This is a genomic window from Heyndrickxia acidiproducens DSM 23148, from assembly GCF_000374345.1.
GTDB lineage: Bacteria > Bacillota > Bacilli > Bacillales > Bacillaceae_C > Weizmannia > Weizmannia acidiproducens.
On record NZ_KB894012.1, the window covers coordinates 958 to 25,653 of the forward strand.

20 protein-coding genes, 1 CRISPR repeat array and 3 riboswitches are annotated in these 24,696 nt (G+C 41.2%); of the genes, 6 read left to right on the forward strand and 14 right to left on the reverse strand.

Translation table 11 applies throughout. The features are described 5' to 3' along the window. Positions 1–628: direct repeats of the CRISPR family, unit length 32 nt; unit sequence ATTTCAATCCACGCACTCACATGGAGTGCGAC. 226 nt (positions 629–854) lie between these two features. The 6 genes from cas7c to C232_RS0113200 form a co-directional block, all read right to left on the reverse strand. Continuing rightward, positions 855–1,778 carry a type I-C CRISPR-associated protein Cas7/Csd2 gene (cas7c, locus tag C232_RS0113175; RefSeq protein ID WP_018664637.1) on the reverse strand — a complete coding sequence of 308 codons (924 nt, stop codon included), beginning with the start codon at positions 1,776–1,778 and terminating at the stop codon, positions 855–857. Positions 1,779–1,782: 4 nt separating this feature from the next. Next, positions 1,783–3,459, reverse strand: a complete 1,677-nt coding sequence (gene cas8c / locus C232_RS0113180; RefSeq protein ID WP_018664638.1) for a type I-C CRISPR-associated protein Cas8c/Csd1 — start codon at positions 3,457–3,459, stop codon at positions 1,783–1,785. Continuing rightward, positions 3,460–4,104, reverse strand: coding sequence for a type I-C CRISPR-associated protein Cas5c (gene cas5c, locus C232_RS0113185; RefSeq protein ID WP_018664639.1), 645 nt, complete (start codon positions 4,102–4,104; stop codon positions 3,460–3,462). 3 nt (positions 4,105–4,107) lie between these two features. Further along, positions 4,108–6,318 carry a CRISPR-associated helicase/endonuclease Cas3 gene (locus C232_RS0113190; protein WP_018664640.1) on the reverse strand — a complete coding sequence of 737 codons (2,211 nt, stop codon included), beginning with the start codon at positions 6,316–6,318 and terminating at the stop codon, positions 4,108–4,110. A 771-nt stretch (positions 6,319–7,089) separates the two neighbouring features. Next, positions 7,090–7,842, reverse strand: a complete 753-nt coding sequence (locus C232_RS0113195; protein WP_018664641.1) for an HIRAN domain-containing protein — start codon at positions 7,840–7,842, stop codon at positions 7,090–7,092. Between the two features lie 45 nt (positions 7,843–7,887). Continuing rightward, positions 7,888–8,994, reverse strand: a complete 1,107-nt coding sequence (locus C232_RS0113200; protein ID WP_235801544.1) for an ROK family transcriptional regulator — start codon at positions 8,992–8,994, stop codon at positions 7,888–7,890. Positions 8,995–9,205: 211 nt separating this feature from the next. On the opposite strand from C232_RS0113200, the gene C232_RS0113205 reads away from it, so the two are divergent. From C232_RS0113205 to C232_RS0113215, 3 genes are all read left to right on the forward strand, one after another. Beyond that, positions 9,206–9,982, forward strand: a complete 777-nt coding sequence (locus tag C232_RS0113205) for an SDR family oxidoreductase (RefSeq protein WP_018664643.1) — start codon at positions 9,206–9,208, stop codon at positions 9,980–9,982. Between the two features lie 45 nt (positions 9,983–10,027). Beyond that, complete coding sequence (locus C232_RS0113210; RefSeq protein ID WP_018664644.1) at positions 10,028–11,554, forward strand: FGGY-family carbohydrate kinase; 1,527 nt, start codon at positions 10,028–10,030, stop codon at positions 11,552–11,554. A 222-nt stretch (positions 11,555–11,776) separates the two neighbouring features. After that, complete coding sequence (locus C232_RS0113215) at positions 11,777–13,120, forward strand: MFS transporter (protein WP_018664645.1); 1,344 nt, start codon at positions 11,777–11,779, stop codon at positions 13,118–13,120. A gap of 317 nt (positions 13,121–13,437) precedes the next feature. On the opposite strand, the gene C232_RS0113220 is transcribed toward C232_RS0113215, so the two are convergent. The 4 genes from C232_RS0113220 to C232_RS0113235 form a co-directional block, all read right to left on the reverse strand. Beyond that, positions 13,438–16,530 carry an Ig-like domain-containing protein gene (locus C232_RS0113220; RefSeq protein WP_018664646.1) on the reverse strand — a complete coding sequence of 1,031 codons (3,093 nt, stop codon included), beginning with the start codon at positions 16,528–16,530 and terminating at the stop codon, positions 13,438–13,440. Between the two features lie 417 nt (positions 16,531–16,947). Further along, the gene (locus C232_RS0113225; protein WP_018664647.1) at positions 16,948–17,487 is read right to left on the reverse strand and encodes a phosphoribosyltransferase family protein; all 540 of its coding nucleotides are present in this window, start codon (positions 17,485–17,487) and stop codon (positions 16,948–16,950) included. 27 nt (positions 17,488–17,514) lie between these two features. Next, complete coding sequence (locus C232_RS0113230) at positions 17,515–18,588, reverse strand: guanine permease (RefSeq protein WP_018664648.1); 1,074 nt, start codon at positions 18,586–18,588, stop codon at positions 17,515–17,517. An 86-nt stretch (positions 18,589–18,674) separates the two neighbouring features. Beyond that, positions 18,675–18,776: riboswitch (purine riboswitch) on the reverse strand. A gap of 264 nt (positions 18,777–19,040) precedes the next feature. After that, positions 19,041–19,736, reverse strand: a complete 696-nt coding sequence (locus tag C232_RS0113235; protein ID WP_018664649.1) for a hypothetical protein — start codon at positions 19,734–19,736, stop codon at positions 19,041–19,043. A gap of 307 nt (positions 19,737–20,043) precedes the next feature. Here C232_RS0113235 and C232_RS0113240 point away from each other — a divergent pair, with 307 nt between their 5' ends. Then, a complete protein-coding gene (locus C232_RS0113240; protein ID WP_018664650.1) occupies positions 20,044–20,676 on the forward strand; it encodes a DUF4411 family protein in 633 nt (210 codons plus the stop codon). A gap of 85 nt (positions 20,677–20,761) precedes the next feature. On the opposite strand, the gene C232_RS20270 is transcribed toward C232_RS0113240, so the two are convergent. The 4 genes from C232_RS20270 to C232_RS18695 form a co-directional block, all read right to left on the reverse strand. Next, positions 20,762–21,055: an Ig-like domain-containing protein gene (locus C232_RS20270; protein WP_306301576.1), complete on the reverse strand. Its 294-nt coding sequence runs from the start codon at positions 21,053–21,055 to the stop codon at positions 20,762–20,764. Further along, positions 21,016–21,207 carry a hypothetical protein gene (locus C232_RS20275; RefSeq protein WP_018664652.1) on the reverse strand — a complete coding sequence of 64 codons (192 nt, stop codon included), beginning with the start codon at positions 21,205–21,207 and terminating at the stop codon, positions 21,016–21,018. Before C232_RS20275 ends, C232_RS20270 begins: the two co-directional genes overlap by 40 nt. A gap of 118 nt (positions 21,208–21,325) precedes the next feature. Continuing rightward, positions 21,326–21,532, reverse strand: a complete 207-nt coding sequence (locus C232_RS20485) for a hypothetical protein (protein ID WP_306301577.1) — start codon at positions 21,530–21,532, stop codon at positions 21,326–21,328. Between the two features lie 100 nt (positions 21,533–21,632). Continuing rightward, complete coding sequence (locus C232_RS18695) at positions 21,633–22,676, reverse strand: APC family permease (RefSeq protein ID WP_306301578.1); 1,044 nt, start codon at positions 22,674–22,676, stop codon at positions 21,633–21,635. Between the two features lie 60 nt (positions 22,677–22,736). Beyond that, a riboswitch (guanidine-I (ykkC/yxkD leader) is annotated at positions 22,737–22,833 on the reverse strand. Positions 22,834–23,046: 213 nt separating this feature from the next. After that, positions 23,047–23,149: riboswitch (guanidine-I (ykkC/yxkD leader) on the forward strand. Positions 23,150–23,221: 72 nt separating this feature from the next. On the opposite strand from C232_RS18695, the gene C232_RS0113260 reads away from it, so the two are divergent. Together C232_RS0113260 and C232_RS0113265 are read left to right on the forward strand one after the other, a co-directional pair. Continuing rightward, a complete protein-coding gene (locus tag C232_RS0113260; protein ID WP_018664653.1) occupies positions 23,222–23,944 on the forward strand; it encodes an urea amidolyase associated protein UAAP1 in 723 nt (240 codons plus the stop codon). Between the two features lie 88 nt (positions 23,945–24,032). Continuing rightward, the gene (locus C232_RS0113265; RefSeq protein WP_014096226.1) at positions 24,033–24,686 is read left to right on the forward strand and encodes an urea amidolyase associated protein UAAP2; all 654 of its coding nucleotides are present in this window, start codon (positions 24,033–24,035) and stop codon (positions 24,684–24,686) included. Positions 24,687–24,696: the final 10 nt, after the last annotated feature.

Below are 24,696 nucleotides of genomic sequence, written 5' to 3' on the forward strand. Positions count from 1 at the left end.
ATTTCAATCCACGCACTCACATGGAGTGCGACTTTTAACGTGTTTTTAATTGTACTAATGGGATGAATTTCAATCCACGCACTCACATGGAGTGCGACATCTATGCTTAGAATATACATTTCTTTCTGCCTAATTTCAATCCACGCACTCACATGGAGTGCGACAGCCACGGAAGGAAAAAAACAATACAAAAATGGAATTTCAATCCACGCACTCACATGGAGTGCGACGCAAAAAGTGCGTAAATTATCGTTATTTGTTCGCATTTCAATCCACGCACTCACATGGAGTGCGACCTGGACGGCAATACAACTGAAAAAGTATTGTCTGATTTCAATCCACGCACTCACATGGAGTGCGACGATTTTGGTATTAAGCCCGTGAGGCTTTAATATAATTTCAATCCACGCACTCACATGGAGTGCGACGGTTCCAATGTATGATTTACCTTCCGGATCCTGTATTTCAATCCACGCACTCACATGGAGTGCGACGTTATGAAACATGTATAGTTTGTTGCTTGAAGGATTTCAATCCACGCACTCACATGGAGTGCGACGGGGGTGGAAGGGGCCATTAGAATCCCTTCCTTTTTTATTTCAATCCACGCACTCACATGGAGTGCGACAGCGGTTATTGGATAAAATCGTGTAGAAATTTAATGACTTTTGACGAATATTTGCACTTTTTCCTATTATTCTGAGTAGGACATCCAAAATGTCCTACTCTATGGTAAAAATGAGTCAAATTTTTGGTGCGAACCCCTCAGAAGATTCATGTGCACTATACATTCGCACAGTTGCACCTTGAGAAAATCTCATTTCAAGACAGATAATTTCCTTAAAATCAATAGCTCAGCGGGTAACTTTGGTATTTTCAAAAGAATTCACAATTTTATGCAGTGTTACTCCTTCTGGCATTTTTTCATCAAAAACAGCTTCATAATCTTTATATGATCTCGCAACCTTATTTTGATCCATTCGATGGATTTCAATTTTCTCAAACAATTGATTAGATGGCGCATTACCTAAATGGCTTTCATGCGAAAATACATACAATCCCCGGCATGCCATCCGGCCGCGTGATGCTGAATGATCCAGATCCCACATGTTAACGAGCGATTCCCACAGTCCTCTTAAATCCTCTTCTCCTATTCCCGTCTGAATTGCAAATGATGGAGTGTAAAAACCGTAGGCGATATATAAACCGTATGGCACATGGGCTTTTCTCCCCATTTGGCCGGAACGCGCCTCTTCATCGGCAACTTGCCCGCTTTTAATATCATCAGCATTTGTCAATGCAACACGAGTAATACTCGATTCAGCAGGAAAAATCGGATCAACCGAGCGTGCAAATGTGAGTTGGACCGCTCCCCGTACTTGACCTGCATTAAATTTTTTAGTAGACATGACAGCGCCAAACATACGTGTATCAAAATAATGTTCGCACATCCACTGCCGCGCATCTTTCACTGTTTTCGGACTAGTATCATTTTCTGGTTTTCCTAGTTGCTCATAAGCCTTCTTCTGCTCATTTGTGAGAATCCCGCGATGCTTGACATAAATATCAAAACCTTCCAGATGTCCCCTGGTCAGATAAATATAGTCCCGAATTTTTCTTTTGATTGCAACATCTGTCACGATTCCCTGCATCGTTTCCGGATCAATTCTTGGCAAATTGCCTGCGTCCGGATCACCATTCGGATTTCCATCCATCACATCAAATGCAAGTATAAAATCGTAGCGTTTATTTGGATCAATAATTGAATTTATGTTCATTGTATTACTCCCCCTCAGCAGCAGCTTTATTTGAATGACTTACATCGGCAGAATCAGCAGGCATATCTTCTTTTTTCTTATATATCTCTTGTCTTTCATGATAGTAACCGAGCGCAAACTCAGCCTGTCCTTGCAAATCAAGGACAGCCGGGAATTCTTTCAATTGACCGGTTATTAATTGAATCCTTTGCTGATAACGAACTTCATATCCTTTGTTCTCTTTGCCAATTTTATTTAGATGCCATTTGCTATTTCGCATTAAAAGCCCGAAAAGCGTCCGCGGAGTCGATGAAGCTGCCGCATAGAATCTTGAGGCTATCGTTTCATTTCCCTTAACTGCTTCATATTGCACCGCTTCCAATACCGCAAACAACCTGCCGCATAAGTAAGACGGCGTGATTCTGGCATGATCTAAATCCACTGTCCATTCCTCCTTGTTTTGACTAATCAGCCAGCTTTTTATCGCTGCTGCCTGTATCCATGTCATACCTCCCCTTGCCTGAATTCTTCTCACAATCTTTACTGCAATCCGCTCCGAGATTCTTTTGCCATAAAGTGCCCAGTTCATCCAGTCCTGAACATCTTCCTTTTGCATCTCCTTTCTTCCATCACGGTACATGCACGCCGCCAATAAATAAATGCTGGCAGGTTTTGGTGCTCCTACTACTTGTTGCGCATCAAAATAGCGACGGACTTGATTTTTCACCCTCCATACAGGCGGCTCTGCATAGTCCCGGACAACGAGTCTGGCCTTGTTTGCTGACAGTGCTAAAATGCATACGTGGTTTAAAGTGGCGTAATTTTCCGCCCGTCTGAAGGGTGATGATAAAATTCTCTGTACTGCTGTCCCATCCGGGTCTGATAGTAACTTAAACATGCCGGAAAATTCCGGATCACTTAATCTGGTCCAGTACACGTACGTCACATTGCCGATTTCCATCATATGAGGGCCACCATGCTGCTTTTTGTTTGCATATTTTCGCAATAAGTACGAGAGAGCTTGCCCGTATTTTTGTTCACATTCAAAACAGGTAGATGCAATCTCCGAGTTTTCCAGTCCATATGAAAGATAGGCACTTTCATTGGCCGAAATAAGTTTTGTCCTTTCTCTCCCCAAAGAAAATTCAATGGAATGGCGTTTTACTGCCGGGGCAGAACGGCCGCAAATGAAGCAAATACTGTCAGTCTCATCATTTGCTCCGGTATTGGATAGAAAATTTTTCCAAAAATTCATTACCTTATTGTCCTCGTGGGGAAAATCACCCGCTTCTGTCCGGAACAAGATCACATCAGTTGATTTCATGCCGTCCGGAAGCTGCCAGTTTTTACTTTCCAATATCCGCACAATCTTCTGAACAGCTTCATTGTGTGTGGCCTCATAGCATTCCTTCAGTAATTTCAGGTATGCAAGGTGGCATTTCTCCGCTCTTTTTGCATTGTCCGGATTTTTTGGCAGTTGAAATACATACTCTGCCTTGTCAGTGAGTAAAATAGGTGAGACACCTGAAGAACGGCTGCGATTCGGTATCACACGCTGTTCCCCCCGCTCAGCCTGAATAAAGACAAAACGGTCATCATGCGTAATCACAACAAACCATTGATAATTTTTTCGGGCATATCCGACCGGCGGCAAATCATCAGCATGTTGTTCGGCAAACTCAACCAATCTTCGCATATACATTCAGCCTTCCACCTCCTTATATAGATGCTCCGGCACATGTAATACACCGTGTTCCAACTTAGCGTCAAAAAAATAGGGAATAGCACGCGCATTTTTTTGCCCGGGATCTGCTGGATATTTTATGTCAAATAACATCGAACCTATGTCCATTGTATCGGGTATTGCCTTGTCATCATCAGGCAGGGAAAATTGAAGCGAACATTCCCTCGTTCCGAGATAAGGGCGATGAAAGCACTGACCTTTTTTAACTCTCCGCAAAAACATAGATGAATACTTCATCTGATTTTCCATCGTTGGGTTCATTAGCCGCATTTCCGCCGTTATAATATAGGCAACGTCACGCAGCATGATTGAGTGGCGCAGCTGCCGGTCATCGTCCGCGAAATAATCCCGCCTGTTCGTGGCGATGTTACCGGGCACAATCGAAGCGACCTCATTTCGCAAAATAGAATAATACTGAATGGGCTTCAACACATGGATACTTTTTATTCGCCACTTGAATTCGGGTTTCCAAAATATTGCCTCTAAAATGCCTCTTGCTGCTGATGGAGTCATCACCGGATAAGACACCCGCTCTACTTTCGCTTCAACCCGGGTAAACAGTGCATACTCGCCCCAGACTTTCATTTTAAAAATTTGCCCCATTAATTAATCTCCTCCTTCCCTATTCTGATCCACGATCCCGGTTTCCATGTCATAATCTCCGTGCCAAATATACCACCCCTCTGATACCTTCTCTAACCGATCGTGATTTTCTTTAAATAACCGGCTGTCCTGATACTCGCTAACAGCAAATAACTGCGCTTCACGATACCATTTCCTTGTTAAATAGGGGGATTCCTTGCATGACCGAATTAACTTTTCAAGCTGATCGCCCCCGTCCCGGTAATTTTTGCAAAGAACGGAAACCGTATTCTGATCAATCATTCTAAACAACCGGCTCACTTCTTCAAATGCAAAGGGTTCAAGGCTCCTTAGTCCATACGCATCCAGCAAGTCTTCTGCGCCAAGGGTATACAAACTCCGAAAATAGGTTTCAAAAATCCACGGCTCATGCAATGCCCCGGTGTCGTAATGGTCCAATAAAATCCTCGTTTGCTCTGTTCCTTTGCGGTACATTCCACCAGGCATTCCCCCTCCAATCAATTCGAAAATAAGCACTTTCCCTTTATCCAGTTTGCCTTCTCTGTTGCTCCTTCCTGCAGCCTGAACAATCGAGTCCAGTGGGGCCATTGCGCGAAACACTGTCGGAAAATCCAAATCGACTCCTGCTTCTACTACTGTTGTTGCGATTACAAGAATTGGCTTTTCTTTTTTTAAATCCTCTTTGATTTGTTCGATCACCTTCTTCCGGTGGTCAGGGCACATCCGATTCGATAAATGATATAATTTCTGGCCTTTCACCTTTTGGCGGCTTGCTTCATCGAATACCCGGAAGGCATCTTTTCTCGTATTCACGATACAGAGTGCTGTCGGGTGCTCCCGCATTTTGGCGACAAGCTCTACAACAGTTAACGGCTTTTTTATCCGGATATAATCAACCCGTTTCATGCTTGCAAACAGTTGACCGTGGTTTTCACAGATCTCTATCGGCATACCCATATTTCCAACCAATTCAGTATTTTTGAAAGACAACGGTGTTGCGCTGCACAGAATGACTGTGACATTAAAATGTTCCATTAATATGTGCAGGGCTTGAAAAATAGGCGCGAGTACATGGATGGGCAATTTTTGGAATTCGTCTAAAATGATCACACTATTAGCTAAACGGTGAAGCTTCCTCGTTTTGCTTGTACGGTTTGAAAATAAACTTTCAAACAGTTCCACTGTCGTTGTCACGATAATCGGAAATGAATCCCAATTCTCTGCTGCCAGCCTTGCCCGCTCCATTGACTCGTCTTTATCATCCGCATAACTTAGCTGGGAATGCTGTTCCAAAACAGATGCTTTCCCAAACACCTTTTGATACTCTCTGGCTGTCTGGTCAATGATGTTCACAAGCGGCAACGCCACAATCACCCGTTTTTTGTTAAATCGTTTTGCATGCTCAAGTGCAAAAGCCATCGAAGCCAACGTTTTCCCCAACCCGGTCGGTACAACCAGCGCCCGAAAAAACAAAGGTTGTTTTGCCGCTTCTCTGCAAGCCATATATACTTCATTTCTGTATCTGTTTATCTCTTTATCCTGGCCTTCCCTGCGCAACTCAAGCATATAGTTCTGTAATTGCTCATCCAGTTGTTGTATACTGTGTGCTTTTCCCTGCCGTTTTAAGCTCTTTCCATAATCAAAATATCGTTCTGTATCCAGAAAATCAGAATCGACAAGTGCCGAAAAACACATTCTCATCAGCATTTCTTTATAAGCAAATGAAGATTTGCTGTCCGTCTTCCCTTCAAGCGGCAATCCTGGGAACCGGTTCAAAATGTCTTTTATTACTTTCATCTCTGTTTGCGACAATGCCGGAATCGTTTTTAAATATTTCGGGGCCCCAGGAATCATTTCTTTCAACATCCTTTGTACATTTGGCAGGCCTGCATGATGCCCCGCCACTATCGCTGCCGCCATGAAAATCCGTTCATCTTTAACTTCCTGAAGCATGGTCCAGAGCGCAATCACACCGCCGATAGCATGTTGGACTGACCCGCGAATTTTTTTATCCGCGTTTATGTATTGTACAAACGGTGTAGACTTTTTCCCCAAATCATGCGCAATCGCAGCAATGGCCGTGATTCCGTATCGATCAAACGTATGACTAACATGCCTTGCTTGAAAATACGTCCCTCTAATATGTTCGTCCAAATAATGCGGCTGTTGTTTTTCAGATTCAGAAGAATGGGCAATATATCTGATTTTTAACACCTTCTGTGAATTAGAATTTAGATATTTTGTTTTTATTGTGCGTTTCTCATTTCATATTCTAATTATAATGATAATTATTCTTGTTTTCAACAGAAAGGTTCAAATATTTTAATTTTTTTATAAGTTCCACATATAAACGGACAAAATTAGAGGCTACTGAAAAAGTGGTATTTTATTCCTTCTCATACAAACGAGAGGATGTGAAAAACGGCGATACACTATTAATAGTGTGTCGCCGTTTTTAAATTTTTTTTTAGAAATTTTTAGCCTCATAAATTTACCTGGATTTTAAAAACGATAATCCAATCATTAATCAATGGTCATATATGTCTCTTAATAACGAAACTCTGCTGCCAGTTCATTCGCTCTACTCATATATGGCAATGAAACAGACAAAAGCCAAACAACCGAGAAATACCCGGCAGTTTGGCCATAAACACGTAAAAATCAAAAATATCGTAAATTTCTAATTCACAATTTCAATCCACGCACTTGCAAGGAGTGCTGCAGCAAGGTATAAAACAACGCATCAATCGTGTTGACATTTGTAACCTTAATACACTCACTTAAAATGCGAATACTGCATGATATTCGGTAGCATAACACGGATGATAAAAAATTTCAAAGCATCTGTATTCCGTTAACTTAAACCTAATATCTTCATTTTGGTCTTTAAAATTCACATTAAAGAGTAAGGCAGAATCGCTCCTGTTCTTTGCCTTAAAGCAATAAATACAGCTGTAACCCAGTTAAGGTAATGAGCTACATAGTTTATACCAGTATTTGTATTGGCTCTACATGTTCACGATCCGTTGTTGAAAAACCGTTCGTCAATCGACCAACGATGGAAATGTTTACTTTTAATTGTGGTTTTGCATATGGGTTAATCTTCTCAATCTTTGCTTCATATACTTCATTATTTCTAATAACATCAAACATAAATCCACTATAAAATGCCGGAATATACCCCAGCTTATGTTTTTTGTTATCCGACAATACAATTACTGCTTTATTATCCTCTTTATTTGCAGGCTCTAACTCAAAATTTACATTCTTCCCGACTTGTAACTGATTTTCAATATTGTCTCCATCATAATAACGCCAACCCGCAATAAAAAAATCAAAATAGAAATGATCATCAAATACGCTAATTGGATATACAAACTCATATGGGTCAGTAGCTAAACGCCCACCTGTAGCCCGCAACAAGTCCATTTCTGTGTAGTCTTGAGATAGACCGTTATCTTTTAAGATATCGTTAAAATCCAGCCTTCTTTTATCTGGTAATCGGCGTGCAAATGGACCAAACAACCGGTCAGAAACATACGTCTTTTTAACATCACGAAACGATAAATGTGGCTTATATCCATTTTTCATTGCTTCAGTTAAAGATCGACGCTTTCCACTCAACTCATAAGAAAAGGTATATTTCCCGTTTTTATGAAATAAATTACCTACATGATACCGCTGCCTGGTCTCCTGATTTTGCCAAATTAACCACAAGACATAAAGTTTCTTTTCCATTTAAACACCCTCGTTTTAAATCCATTATGCTCTATCTCCACTTGTTTAAACACTGTCAAGAAATGATTGAATAAATGGGATGGCAGCACCGATTGGTACCCCATTTTCATTGGAGCGGCTAATATAAATAAATGGTTCATCACTTGGAAAAGTTGTTTTCTCATTCACCCATTCATGAAGGAGGACAAGATCCTCTTCCTTTAAATAAGGGGAAATATGTCCGCCTAATATAAAGTCCCTATTGATCACAAGCCGGATATTATTAATTGAAAAAGCCAGATTTTCTAAAAAAGCTTTCCATCTTTCCACATATGAAGATACACCTGAGCGGACTTGTTGAAAGAAAAAATCCAATGATTCACTCTCTTTTAAAAGTACATGAATAGAGCAAACTGTTTCCATACAACCTTTCTTACCGCAATAACATAAAGAACCGTTCGGATTTACCGTCATATGTTCAACAGTTCCGCTGTACCCGTCTTTTCCCATATAAATTTGGTCATTAATGATAATGGCTCCCCCAAGATGTGTACCGATTGACAAATACACCGCATCTCCAATATCTTTTCTCATCCAAAGCTCTGTCGTGGCGGCACATTTGGCATCATGCAAAAACTTGCAAGGATATTCAAGATACTGGGAAAAGACATGGATATCCATTCCCGTACAATCCAAAATTTTCCCGTATATGATCCTTCTTCCATCAGTGGAGGTCAAAGCTTGTACCGCAAACCCAATGCCAAGAACTTGTTCTTTCTTGAAATCCAAATCATCTATAAACGATTGTACTTCCAGACTGACTTGTTTGAAATAATGACCATCATTCGCATAATCAAGGGATAGTTCTTTTTCTTGAAATACTGTACCCCACAAATCAACCGCCAAAATACGTATTTTCTTTTTTTGAATTTCGACACCGATACCAATACGTGCTTGCGGACATATGGCATAAGCCGCAGCCCGCCTTCCGACTGAGGATTCAAAGTATCCATTTTTTTCAATTAATTTTTCTTTTTCCAAACGCGCCAAATGTTGGTTAACTGTAGGTAAACTTAAATGTAGGAGATTTGCAATTTCCTGCTTGGAAAGCTTTTTATGTTGATAAATCAAATGATAAATTAAGGAATAATTATTCTTTTTAATATCTTTCAACGTCAAGCTATTACTCATAAAATGACCCCATTATCATAATCGTTTATATAAACTTATTTCCACTATAACATATGAACAGATGTACCCACAACAAGACTTGTATCCATTTATGAAGCGTTTTCTATTGACGCTATTATAAAAACATTTTATTATATAAATAGATTTTATAAAATGTCTTTATAAAATAAATTAACAAAGGGGCGTTATAACGATGGGTATTATAGAAAAAATGAGACTGGATGGAAAAAAGATTTTCGTAACAGGGGGCGCAAGAGGAATCGGCAAAAGCGTTGCCACGGCTTTTGCTGAAGCTGGCGCTGATTTAGCCATTGTCGACTTGGATATTAAAGAGGCAGAAAAAACCGCTAAAGAACTAGAAGAAAAGCATTTGATTAAAGCATTGGCTGTACAGGCAGATGTTACGAAGCCCGAAGATGTAAACGCTATGATTTCAAAAGTATTAGATACATTCGGACGGATTGACGTTGCTTTTTGCAATGCCGGAATATGTTTAAATGTTCCTGCAGAAGAAATGACTTTCGAGCAATGGAAAAAAGTCATTGATGTAAATCTTACAGGAATCTTTTTAACCGCACAAGCAGCCGGAAAAATTATGATTAAACAAGGCGGCGGTTCGATTATCAATACAGCGTCCATGTCTGGACATATTGTCAATGTTCCACAACCACAATGCTCCTATAATGCTTCTAAAGCAGGTGTCATTCAATTGACAAAATCACTGGCTGTTGAATGGGCAGAAAAAAATGTGCGTGTAAACTGTATCAGCCCGGGATATATGGGAACCGAACTGACATTAAATTCACCAAGCCTAAAACCTTTGATTGAACAATGGAACAACATGGCACCGCTTCACCGCATGGGCAAACCGGAAGAACTGCAATCCATCTGCGTGTACCTTGCCGGAGATACAAGTACTTTTACGACTGGTGCCGATTTTATTATAGATGGCGCATTTACTTGCATTTAATGAATACAATAACTTCTATTCTATAAGTTAAAGGGGTTTTTCTCTATGAATTATTTACTTGGGACGGATATTGGAACCTCAGGGACAAAGACTGTACTTATGGACACAGAGGGCCATCTGATAGCACAGGATTTACAAGAATATGATATTTTAACCCCAAGACCTTTATGGGCAGAGCAATGGCCGGACGTATGGCTAAACGCAGCCAAAAAATCCATTCGAAATTCTGTAGAAAAGTCCGGTATTTCAAGAGAAAAGATTGCCGGTATTGCAATCAGCGGCCTATACGGGGGATCCGGCATCCCTCTTGATGAAAACATGGAACCTGTAAGGCCATGTATGATCTGGATGGACAGAAGAGCAGACAAAGAAGCCAAGTGGGTATTGGATCACATTGGTGAAGAAACCTTGCAGGATATAACTTATAACGGGGCTGACCCTTATTATGGTTATACCAAGATATTATGGATGAAACGTCATGAACCGGAAAACTGGGAAAAAACCAAACTCTTCTTGCCTCCAAATGACTATGTCATCTATAAACTAACCGGCAAGATTGCCATTGACTATTCCTCAGCAGGTAATATAGGTGGTATTTTTGATATGAACACCAGGACATGGTCAAAAACGTTAATGGATCAAATGGGGATTCCCATATCTATGATGCCGCAAAACATTGTAGAGTCGACAGATATCGTTGGCGGATTAACAAAACAAGCGGCAGTAGAATTAGGACTTTATGAAGGCATGCCGGTGATTGCCGGCGGAATTGACTGCGGTGCGGCTAATATTGGACTTGGTATATTAGAATCCGGCATTTACGCTGCCTCCATAGGAACCTCCATGTGTGCTGCACTTATTTCAGATAAACCGGTGAAAGGAAAAAATTTGATTGTCTGGCCTTATTTATACGATGCCAAACGATTATCCTATTGTTTTGCTGGAGCCAATACAGCAGGTGCGATTGTCAAATGGTTTCGGCAAACGCTATGCCAGCTTGAAACAGAAGCAGAAAAACAAGGTGGAAAGAAAGCCTATGACGTATTAAATGAACAAGCAGCCCACATTCCGGTTGGAAGCGGCGGCCTCATTGTCTTGCCTTATTTTATGGGAGAAAGAAGTCCAATATGGGATTCAGATGCTAAAGGTACCATTGTCGGGCTTTCATTGGCCCATACAAAAGCGCATCTTTACCGTGCTTTTTTGGAAGCGGTTGCCTTTTCTTTAAGAAATGCAATGGAAGCAACTGGAGAAGATTTAGGTGAAACCATTTATATTGCCGGCGGTGTGACAAAGTCCAAACTCTGGAAGCAAATTTTTGCTGATGTAACTGGTTACCAAGTAATTTGCCCGCTTCATGATGTAGAAGCCAATATGGGAGATGTCATTCTTGCCGGAATTGGAACCGGGAACTTGTCTTATGACGACGTAAAAAAATGGCAGGTTCTGGATAAAAAGATTATCCCTAATCAAAAAAATCACGAAAAGTATAACGCCTATTATCAAGTATATAAATCTGTCTATCAACATTTAAAACAGGATATGGAAACATTGTCTTATATTACTGAATGAATATGATGCTGAGTCAATCGCTTAACTACACAGCTCAGATCAGGCATGATTATTAAGTTGTGAATTCAGCTGACCTGCTGATTTTCTAACCTCGTAATCATGTCTTTAAAAGATTATGTATTTACTTTTTTCACAGTGCGAATATGCATTGCATCACCACTTTATTAGCAATAGAATGCATGATTTGCTAATTTTAAAAATTAAAAAGGAAATGTGATATAGATGAAAAAATGGAAAAAAAGGATCGGTTATGGTGTAGGAGATTTAGGTTGCAATCTTGTGTTTGGAACAATGGCATCTTATTTAATGTTTTTCTATACAGACGTATTTGGCATTACCGCTGCTGCTGCCGGAACAATGATGTTCGCCACCAAAATTATTGACGCATTTGCGGATACCGGTATGGGTTTGCTGGTTGACCGTACCCATACGAGATGGGGTCAAGGAAGACCTTATTTTCTTATAGGGGCCATTCCTTTTACCGTCTTTACTATTATCACCTTTATTGTTCCGGATGGCGGTACAACTGAAAAATTAATTTGGGCCTATGTTACTTTCACCTTGCTGAATATCGCGTATACCGTTGTCAACATCCCATTAAACACCATCGTCCCTAGATTAACTTCAGATGTTCACGAACGAAACTGGCTTGTAACCACGAGAATGATCTGTGCCTTACTGGGAACAGCTTTGGTTATGTCGATTACAACGCCACTTGTACATGTCTTTGGGCAGGGGAATACACAAAAAGGATTTCTTATTACCATGACGTTGTATGCCATTCTCGCCTTTTTCTTATTTTTATTCACATTCAAGAATACAGAAGAAATAGTGCCGCCAGCTGTTAAACCGGAAAAATCCTCCTTTTTGCTGGATTTAAAAGGATTAACAGGACAAAGTATCATTTTCTTCATTTTGAATTTCCTATATTTTGCGTTATTTGTTATTCGGAATACAACTGTCATTTATTATTTTACCTATAATCTTGACCGTACCAATTGGTTAACCTTTGTAGGACTTTTCGGTATTTTATCAGGTCTGCCAATGCTTCTCGTTTTACCTTGGCTGCAAAAGAAAATATCAAAAAGAAGCTGTTTACTGTTAAGTGTGTGCATCTACATCATCGGGGATTTAGCCATGTATTTTGGAAGCACTTCCTCCATTCTGCTGATTGCGGGATTAGCATTAACCGGGCTTGGCATGTATGGTATTTTTGGAACAACATTTGCCATTCAACCCGACGTCATCGACTATTCAGAGTACAAGAAAAAAAGAAGCATATCCGGTATGATTGCCGCGTTCCAAGGCTTTTGCGTCAAAACAAGTATGGGACTGGCAAGTGCGCTGATTGGAGTGATTTTGAAAATGGGCGGCTATGTCCCGAATGGAACGCAAACCGGCACTGCCTTAAAATATATTGAGATTACGTTCATATGGATCCCTTTGCTAATTTGCTTGCTCATTGGCGTGACTACATGGTTCTATAAACTGGATTTTAAACGTGCAGAAATGAGTATAGAGCTGGAACACCGCCGTCATACCTTTCAATCTGCAGAAACACTTTAAATCTCTATAAAATGAACTTAAGTTTTTACATTAAAACCTAGTATCAATTTGCATGATTACTACTTTTTACAGTTGGCAACAGAGTAGCAGTGTTTAGTTCATTTTATATATTAAATAGTTTTACGGAAAAAGCATGTTTGTCCCCCCTGCTTATTTTGAAGGGGGGACATATTTTTAAGAACTTACATAAATTTCGCGTACTGACTCTGAAGTAAAAAGTTATTTAATATATTTTGATAACCAATTTTTAGCTTGTATCTAATTCCTTCAGCAAGCCCTCAAAACAAAAACGGCCCCCTTTCCCGGAGGCCGCTCTCTTATTTCACCTTCACATACCGGTACTTGCTTTTATTCCCCGCTTTGTCTTTTGCGTAAATCTTAAGAGTTGATCCCTTTTTTTGTTTCTTTATTCGAACCGTGTACCTTCCTTTTGAGCTGGCTGTGGATTTGCCGATGTAATGGCTGCCGTTGTATATATAAACGGTGGCGTATTTTTCCGATTTGCCGGTAACCTTCGTTGATTTATGCGTTACGGTGCCGGCTGTTGGTGTGCCTGGCGCCGTTTTGTCGGCGACTTTGAACGATCTTCCGGAACTTGTATTGCCGGCTTTGTCTGTAGCATAAGCGGCCAGTGTTGTGCCGGCTTTTTGTTTCGATTTGATTCTGACTGAGAATTTGCCTTTGCTGCTGGCGGCCGCTTTGCCCAGGACAGTTTTTTTGCCGGATTTGATTGTTACTTTTGCGCCCGATTCTGCTTTGCCGGTAATGGTCGTTTGGTTATCTCCAAATGTATGGACGCTCGGGGAAGCAGGTGCGGTTTTGTCAACGACTGTCAAGCTTGTTGCTGCACTGGTATTCCCGGCTGTATCTTTCGCATAGATAGTCAGCTTCGTCCCCGCTTTTTGTTTTGCAATTTTAATTTTGAAATTGCCTTTGCTGTCGGCTGTGCCAGTTCCAATTTTTGTGCTGCCCCGTTTGATGGTGACCGCGGCACGGGATTCTGTTCTGCCGGTAACGGTTGTCGCTGCATCACTGACGGTGTTGACTTTTGGTTTTGCCGGCGCGGTTTTGTCAATCACGGTTATGCTTGCTGCCCCGCTCTTATTGCCTGCTGCATCCCGGGCATACACCGTAAGCTTCGTGCCGGCTTTTTGTTTTGCAATGGCCACTTTAAAATGGCCTTTACCATCAGCTGTGGATGTTCCGATAGCGGCAGAGCCTGATTGTACTGTGATCTTTGCACCCGCTTCGGCCGTTCCGCTAACCGTTTTATCCGCATCGCTTACCGGACTCACTTTTGGGGCGGACGGTGCGGTTTTGTCCTGTACGGTTACGGTGGCTTCGTTGCTTCGCTTCCCGTTGCTGTTTTCTGCATACACCTGGAGTTTCGTTCCCGCTTTTTGTTTTGGAATGCGAACGGAGAAATTTCCTCCTGAATTTGATGATCCGGTTCCGATTGTATTCCCTTCTGCCGTGACCGTAATGGTGACGTTTGGATCGGCTGTTCCGCTCACAACTGTATCGCTGTCCCCAACCGGCTTAACTGCCGGTGCTTGCGGAATTGTGCCTTGATTGCCTTTATCGAGCAGTGTGTATGTGATGTCACTGCCTTTGTCTGCCGGGATGGAGAAGTCAGTTTTTGCACTTAATCCTCTGACAACAGCACCGCCGCCTTTTAAACGTAGTGAAGAACCATTGTACAGTTTTACATGAAGGGCATCAAAAGCAGCATCCCCTTTGAACCCGTAATGGCCGCTGTCTTCTTTCAGGGTAAGGGCGGCGCGGAAGTTCGTCATAAATTGCCCGAAACTTAAATTCGGGTCAATGTATTTGTGAATTATGTTTTGAACCGCCTGGTAATCGCTATGGTGATCGTCGATGAGGGCTTTATAAATGCGGTTGCCCTGCCCGCATTGTTTTTGCAAATATGCCATGAATAAATAGGACAAAGCATAATTGGCCAAAACATCGCCATCATAGTCCCAATACAATAAAGAGTGGCCGTTTGTAATCGCCGTATCTTCATTATAGTAGTCAATCCTGTCACCCAGCGCAGCGCCCGTATAAATTTGCTCCGCCGCCATCGCAAGGCCTTCATCCATCCATGTATCGGTATCCGTCAAACCCTGCACGAAAACTTTCTGGTTAAAATTAATCATATGTTCGAATTCGTGCGCTAAAGTGGTATACGCTTGTGAAACGTCTTTTGTGCCGGACAAGCCCATGAGCGGATACGTATCAATATAGAAAATCTCCGACTGGTTTGAATAGCTGTAGTTGTACAAATCCTGCGGTGAAAAATACCCGGCCACATAACCGCCGCTGCCGTTGAACCCATCCTGGATGTCATAGCATAAAATATTCACCTTGCCGTTTTGGTCGACATCGGACGGCGCACCGAAATTGTCAACATCGGAACTGTAGATTTTTTGGTCAAATTCCTTCCCGAGCAGCGCCGCTTGAGCGGATGTCAGCTGATTGTTATGCACCCATATATTGGCACGGGTCCCGCTGTATAGCAGTGTTGCATTCATAGATGAATAGATTCCGTTTTTCAAATTTTGGACATAGAAAGATTTGCTGTCTCCTGTTTGATAATCCGCCCTAAAGGATCGCGTACTTTTTCTTAACGACTTGTTTTTATGTTTCTTTGTATCAAACGGGACAATATAATCCATTTGGTAGGCAGACCGGCTGAGCTTTTTGCTGTTCGCATATTCATCATTATTGATTTGGAAAGACCCGGCATTTTCAGATACATTTCCATCCGCAGATTCATTGCTGATCAGTTCGTAGTAGTTGGCTTCACCAGGGCTTGTCGTACTCCCCTCGTAAAAAGGATTCGTGACTTTAAAATGGGTCACACTGGAATAATATGAGTCAGCGAAACTTTTAAAGGTTCCAACCCGCATGTAAAGATACGGATCATTTTGATAAGCGGATTTGTTTAATGTGGTACTGAGCGTTGTACTCCCTGTATGCGCGCCGACATAGAAGGATGAACTGCCCAAATAAGACAGGGTGCCGCTTTGGTTGGTATAAAACTCAACAGCCAGGTACGGATCCTTGCTGCTGCCATAGTTTGAATGCAAAATATCCACTTTCATTTGTGTACGGGAGTAACTGGCTGTACCTTTGTATGTAAGATAATGGTAGCTGCCAACACTGTCTATTAATGTATCAATATCATTTCCATTATGCACGAGCGGATAGCCATTCGGATTTAAATTGTTTTCCTTTCCGTTCTTATCCGGCAAAGGCTTTGTGTTCTGCTTCATACTTGCTTTAAGATTTGCAGATCCCACCGCATTTTGCTGATCCGTGCCGCGTGCCAAAGCCTCCGCCGGAACCCCGAGAATTAAAAAAACCGCAAGCATTGCATATAAAATGCTTCTCACCTTTTTCAACATACTTCCCCCCCTGTTCGTTCATCCTTTTTTCAGCAAGGATGACAGTCCCCCTCATCCATAACCAGAAACAATCATGATCCAAATCTTTTTTCTGCGGTCATGTCCTTCACATTGAAAGTATGTTCTCTTTAACGAATATTCTACTAAAGTAAAAATAGTTTGTAAACGTTTAAATATTTGTTTTTCTAAGACAAGACCAATATGTATGCTTATTCGGGTACATGCTTTTGCATTCTCCGTTTTGAAGAAAATCCGAAATGGCTTGCTATCTGGGGGACGTTTTGGGAGAGATTTGCAGGAATGAATTCTGACTAAAACGTGCTTTTGCCAGACTTCCAGAACTTTTTAATAGAAAAATCATTCGGATAGTGATGCACCACCCGAATGATCTTTTTTACCCAATAAAATCATCGTGCTTTACTCTTTAAAAACCGGCAGCTTTTCAAGATAGATAATGTCCGAACGTTTTTCAGCGTCGCCTTCTGCTAAGAGTGCGGCTTTTGCAACGACTTTTGCGCCGGCTGCAGCGGCCAATTCTTCCAGGCCTTTCATGGATTCGCCTGTGCTGATGACATCATCAATCAGCGCAACTTTTTTGCCTTTTAGCATGGCTGCATCGTTTGCATCGAGGCAGAGTACCTGTTCTTTCTGTGTTGTAATTGACACCACCTTATGAATAAGCGGATGGTCCATATACGGTTTGACCGATTTTCGGGCCACGATATATTGTTTCATATGCAATTGCTTTGAAAGTTCGTATACTAAAGGAATTCCTTTTGCTTCTGCCGTGAATAAGATATCCACTTCCGGCAGCTTTTTTGCAAGGACAGGGGCGGCTGCTGCAATCAGTTCGGTATCTCCCAATATAACGAAACTTGCGATTTTCAAATGATCATCAATCGCTATAATCGGCAATTCCCTTTTGACCCCTGCAATTGTCAACTCGTAGCTTTCCATAAAAGAAACGCCTCCATTGTTTGAGCATTATACGCCAAAAATTCCCAACAAAAATTTCATCACAATACCGGCAAGCATCCCGAAGAACGGGTCGGAGAAGGCGGTGATTACCATGGTGATTCCGCCGATAAACGGTGAACCGGCCCCGTCCGCGGTTAAGGCTGCTGCTGCATTGCCAGGCAGCGTGACAATCGTACCCAGTACAAAAAGAAAACCGGCAATTGAGGAACTCGGGACAAACTTTCCAATCTTTGGCAGCAGTTTTAACAGTAAGATAGCGGCCAGAATCACCATCGCCAGCACACCTGCAAATACGGCATGGGGCGCGCTGGCAGTGGCGGAAATAATGACTTCCACCGGGCCGCCGCCAAATAGTGAAGATGCCATATCTGCCAGGCTGCTAATGATCGTCAATGTATCAATGTTGACGTCTTTCGAAGCGAGTCCTGCGTTGATTTTGCCAAAAGCAATATTTGCCCCAATGTTTAAGCAGACCAAAGCTAAGGCACCTCTAATGACCATCGGATTGATCACAAATTTCTGCAGTTTAAACTGATCTTCTGCAATATTCTTTGAAATGGAATGATCTTCCGTTTTCGTAAAATTGTAGAGAATACTCGATAAAACAACGGAAATGGTGACGGTATAGACCAAATCTTTTGTTATGATATAGGTAATCAGGGCACTAATACATGAGGCAATCCCTGTGATCCTGTCATTTTTTGCCATATCCCACCCAATTCGCGCAAGCATGAACCCGACGCCGGCCATCATGCCATTGGTGATCACAGGGCCAATCCAATCCACAATTTGTTCCATGACGCCAAACAGACTGATCACTGTTAAAATCAGGGCGCCAAAGAAAACCATGGACAACCGTTCCCGCATGTTTTTTCCCATGGACCCGGCAACACTGAGCGTTTCAGCTTGAAAAGATACAACTGCAACATTACTGGTAATCGCATTTCCTACGGCACCAACGATAAAAGCCAGCGATGTCGGCACTGATGCAAAACCGAATGTCAGCGCCAAGAGCCCCTGCGGAAGCCCGTTTAATACAACACTGAGGGCTGCCAAAACATCTTTGAGTAAATCTTCCATACTTCTGCTCCTTTTCTTTCCCGCGCATGAAAGGCCACTTCAAGAAGAAAAAAAACCATCCAGCATAAACTGAACGGTTGATCCCATCAGAAAGCAAAACCGTCCATAGTAGAGTAATTTACGGTCACTCTGTAGAAACTCCCGGACCTTATTACCGGGATTATACGGGATATTTACGAATAATGATATTATTATAATATAAAATGTTCGGAGAATGAAAGCTTTTTTTGCTGGAACCTATTAAATGATTAGGGTTTGTTTGGAAACTGAAAAAGCCAAAAATAAAAGAGGCTGGCGGGAGCCTCAATTGTGTATGCTTATTGGCGCAAGCATAAATAATCAAGTTTGGACAAAGATATGCAAAAAAAATAACCCTGCATTTTTTGCCAGCCATCGAAAATTTTCCGCCTGTTATTCGTATGGGTTCAATGCAATGAGGTCGAAAGGATGAGTTAGTTTTGGCGGTGATAAGCACTTAAATTTGATGCATGTTTACGCTTTTGTGATCGTTTGTGTTTCAAATTTTTATAAAAACGATACGCGTGGCGGATAAAATTCAACACTTTATACGGGATTTTTACCGGGTGTTTATATAATGTTTTTAAATAGATTTTTTGATAGGCTTTCACAAAGTCATCCCATTTTTCGTCTTTTCCTTCTTTGTAAAAATCAGAGACATCGACTACATAACCTCTCCCGTCTTTCATCATGACGTTTTTTGCGTGGACATCATAGGGATTCAGGCCACTTTTCCTTGCAAAAAGAAGCGCTTCATTGATGTCGCCGATAACACTTGCTGGAATCCGTATCCCTTTTGCAATCGCATCATACAATGTGATTCCTTTCAGCTTTTTCAAAACCAGATAATTGGGTCCATGGTAAAAGCATTTCGAATACGCCGGATGATCGCCGAGCTGCTTGTAAACTTTGGCTTCTTTTTTCAAAGCCTCCGTGTTTTCCCGGATGACTTTTACCGCCAGGCCGGGACAGGTTGCATGGGAAAAAACGGCTGCGTAATTTCCCGTTTCGATACATTTCCACCCATCCGGAATATTCTTTACGATCACCGGATCATGCGGATTTTTACTTTCAAGCAAGATTTTCTCCACAAGCCCTTCCTCAATCATCTTCAGCAATTGTCCGTCCATCACATTTCACCCTTCAAACCGTTCATGCATTGATCGTAACATGTTTCCATTAAAAATTGTTTAAAAAGGCAGCCTTGCAATATTGTATTCAGGAAAGAATTATTCTAATCATTCAAACGCCCATCCTCATCAAGGGTGGCCGAAATGACAAGACCGCTGGTTATGAGGCGTGCACTGGATAGATGGCTTTTGCATTTAGCCAAATTGGGCAGAATATCTTAAGAAAAGAGCCCGGATTAAACTTCAATCCACTAATCTCGCTCATAAGATGCTTGATTATCTAGGTGATGAAGATGTGGAATAATGTATGGCAGAGAGAAAATCCGGGGAAATGAAACAATATACAATAGATACAAATGTATTAAGATATAAAGCAAATTCAAAAGCTGAACCATCGCATAAAAAGGCAGCTAAATTATTTTGGAAGCAAGTCATCCAGGAAATTCAAGATGGAGAAGCCGTTATAGGTGTTCCACAAGAAGTGATTCGCGAACTGAAAATTCAATCATTCACATTATCTCCTAAGGAAAATGAACATATATCTGATTTGTTAGAACTGTGTCAAGAAGTTTTACCTGATTTAGCGAATATAAACATTGAGCACAAAATAAGAGAAATGTCCGCCTATGTTCGTTCCGAGTTCACTACAGCTGTGGACGAACGAAAAATGGAATATCCCGCAGTTGCAGATTCACGCATCTTACATGCTGCTTATTATAGTGACAGTGCCCTTGTTACCAGTAATATCAAAGAACTTCTCTTATACCCATTGTTATTTGACAATCGGAATCGACTATATGATTTATTAAATAAAGAATATGTGAATATTCCAACCGAATTATACCAAGAAATTCATAAAGATCTGTTTTTCAAATCACTACTGTCAGATTTCCATGGACTAAATCAGGCAATAGAAGATAATGAACAACCTGACACTTAAGTAAATTGATCAAATACGTGTATGAATTCAATGATCTTAATCCAATTAATCTAAATTGCAATAAATAAAATGAAGGATTTCTGCTTCAATTTACAGCATTATTCACAGCTATAGCTATGAATAATTGTAGGATAAGATTGTTTTTAATTAAATTAGAGTTTTTCACACGCTTATAAAAATAGCGGCCCCTTAGAACCACTTTTTTCTTACTTACCTTCACATACTGATACCTGCTCTTATTACCCGCTTTATCTTTCTCATAAACCTTTAGCGATGATCCTCTTTTCTGTTTCTTCATATGGACCGGATACGTTCCTTTTGAGTCCACCGTAGCTTTTCCTACGTAATAGCTGCCGTTGTATACATTACTGTAGCGCATGTCTCAGTTTTTCCTAAAACAGCCGTCAATTTATAGGTTACCGTGCCAGCTGTTGGTATTCCAGAAGCGGCTTTGTCGGTGGCATAGGCGGTCAATGTTGTGACAGCTTTTTGTTTGGATATTTTAATTCTAAAGCTATCTTTTTTTGTCAATTTTCCCCCTGCCGATGGTTGTGCTGCCTCTTTTTATTGCCACTGTAGGGTTCGCTTCTGCCGTGACCGTGCCAAACGTGGTTGTATCACCTGTTTCGAGTGATGGCTATACCCAAAATCACTCCACCGTCACCGTTACGTTTTCCTGTTCTTTTACTAATGCCCGCTTTTTCTTTCTTGCCGCCAAGTATAGGCTGTACATCAACCCAAGCGCCAGCCAGCTTAATCCCATAAGTAGTGAATCTTTATCCAGCAGGGTCAGCAGATAGAAAATGAATCCTGCCCCGATCAACGGTGAAACCAAATAAGCTATGATCCCTTTCAAGGTCCTCCGTTTTTCTTTTATAAAATAATGTAGAATAACAGAAAGATTGACAAACATAAATGCTGTTAACGCGCCGAAGTTAACAAACTTGATGCATGTGTCAAGGCTGATAAATAACCCTACCTAGTAAAGATATCACACTGACCAAAACAACATTATAGACAGGCGTACGAAATTTTGGATGGAGATATCCGAAAGACTTTTTTGGCAGCTGCGTGGAACGACCCATTACATAAAGCAGGCGGGTTACCGTAGCAACCGAAGACAGACCCTGCGTAAATACCGCAAATACAAGCACGGTTGTAAAAATGGCTCCCAAAATTTTACCTCCGACAAGATTTGCCACATAAAAGCCCGCTGTATCCGGATTGCTAAATTTCAATTCCGGATAGGCCAATTGCAGAAAATAAGATGTGGAGAAATAAAGAATGCCCGCAACCGAAATGATAATCATAATGGCTCTCGGAATGTTTTTCTTTGGGTTGATCGTTTCTTCCGCCATCGCAGTAATGGAATCAAAACCTAAAAATGAAAAACAGATAATTGATGCCCCGGCCAAAATGGTTGAAAATGTAATACTATCCCCCATTACAAAAGGGCCTGCTAAATGGACCGATGTATCGTTTTGTAAGAGATTATGGAAAACAAGGATACAGAAAAGGGCAATGAAGGCGATTTGGATACATACAAACAACTTGCTGATATTTGCGGACGTTTTGATTCCGATAATATTAATCACCATTAATAGGATATCAAGGAGAATAATCCATATGTAAGACGGTACGGACGGAAATTGCGCATGTAAATTAATGCCAAACATTAAGTTAGCGATTATACAGGAAAACAAATAATCCAATAAAATAACCCAGCCTACTAAAAAACCGATAAAAGGGTTCGTAACTTTTGTAATATAAGTTAATGCCGATCCGGAGACAGGGAAAGCCTTTGCCATTTTCCCATAACTGGACGCTGTAAAAAAGATTGCCAGAAAAGCTAGCAAATATGCAACAGTGAGCATACCTTTTGAAGATTCATACGAGATACCAAAACTGGTAAAAAATATCATGGGTGTCATCCATGCCAATCCGAGAAATACAACTTGAAACAAGGTTAATGATCTTTTTAATGTTGGTTGATTTTCCATAATACAATGCCCTCCTGCTTTTTTAAAATTAAAAAGCCCAGGGAGATCCTGAAATAGAAGATCTCCCGGGCTTTTGTCCCTCCGTGTGCACAGTTTCCAACTGTGTGTTTTCTCTTGGACCTGACCAGCGTACTGCGGAACCCTAGAAAACTAATGTTATATTTTATTACATACAATGTAATTTTATTTTATGCTTTTCATTTTAAAAGAAAAATTTAAAAAGTCAATGAATTTTTATAAAGAATATTAAACCTTATTAATTAGCGTTTTTAGAACAATTAATTTTAATTTTTAAAAAACAGGGTTGATTTCGTCTTTCTTACATGTTACAATTCGTAACATCAAATGGAAATCATTTTGACAATTAAACAAAACTGTTTTCTAGGGTTCCGCGGAAGAAATTCCGGCCTGGTCCGAGAGAAAACACACAGTCGTATTATGCTGTGACACGGAAGGATAAAAGCCTGGGAGATATCGGCAAGACCTCGTCTTGAATTGATATCTCCCTTTTATTTATCCAAAGAAAAAAGAATGGAGGAATCATTATGGATAAAATTTGGAACTTTACGTTAAATCCTGGAGGAAAATGGTCCGGGGTCATCGGTGCTGGAAAACAGATACGTTTCACCGCTTTGGAAGACGGGGCAAACTTGTCAATGCTGCTCTATCATGCCCGCAACATAGCTGAACGCTATAACATGCCGGATACGTTGAAAGCTCAGCATACGAACCATTTAACAAAAGGGAATGTTCTCATGAGCGATAACGGCCGTGTCCTCGCTAGCATCATTGAAGACGATCTCGGCTGGCATGATACTATTTCCGGCTATACAACCCGTGCCCAGACAAATGCCAAATATGGTGTAACTCGGTACCAGAATATTAGAAATGACTGGCTCCGCTGCGGGGAGGAAAATTTTACGATGGAACTTGTGCGAAGCGGCCTGCAAAAAAGGGATCTCGTGCCGAATGTTAATTTATTCTCAAAAGTCACCTGTGACAAATCCGGACAGATGCATTTTCACGAAGATCATTGCCAAAAAGGGGCCTCTGTTACATTAAGAACTGATATGGATATTTTGCTGGTCTTGTCCAATACCCCACATCCGCTTGATCCTAAAACAGACTACCCTTCTGTTCCTGTTCGGATGGAAGTTTTACCTGGTGCTCCTGTCACGGATAACGACATTTGCGTCACACACTGCCCGGAGAATTTACGTGCCTTTGAAAACACTTGGGAATACCAATTACTGGCTTTGCCGAACTAACCATCTATCCATTTTGAGATGCGCAACGATCAGATGTAATTGATGTCTCAATGAGCGAGCTCAATCTATATTGAAGGAGGAATAAATTATGGCAGTTTTTCAAGAGATTGAAAGTCCAAGAAAAGCAGAAAAAGCAATCTATAACAAAGTGATTCCGGCTGGTGAGGGCTGGATGCATGAACTACTCCCGGGACAGGTGCTGAGAATCGTAGATTTAGAGGGAAACCAGGCCGTTGATACCTTATTCTTTGATGCGGAAAATCCGGAAGACCATTACAGCGCAACGGCAACCATTACTGCCCAGCAAAACATTTACTTAACAACTGGAACCGCCCTATTATCGGAATCCGGAAAAACCCTTCTAAAAATTGTTGCGGACACTTGTGGCAGACATGATACACTTGGCGGCGCCTGTTCCGCACAAAGCAACACCGTCCGTTATTCCCATGATGTGCTGCCGATGCACAACTGCCGGGATACCTTTATGAATCTGCTCGCAAATTACGGTGACACCCGGTATGAAAAACGTGATTTAGCGCCGAATATTAATTTCTTTATGAATGTCCCCGTAAGCCCTGACGGCAATTTGGAATTTGCAGATGGTGTGTCGGCACCTGGCCGTTATGTTGAAATGGAGGCCTTATGCAAAACAGTTGTTTTGATCAGCAACTGCCCACAACTCAACAATCCGTGCAATGCCTTTAACCCTACGCCTATCCAATTGCTGATCTGGGATAAATAACCCTGAAAAA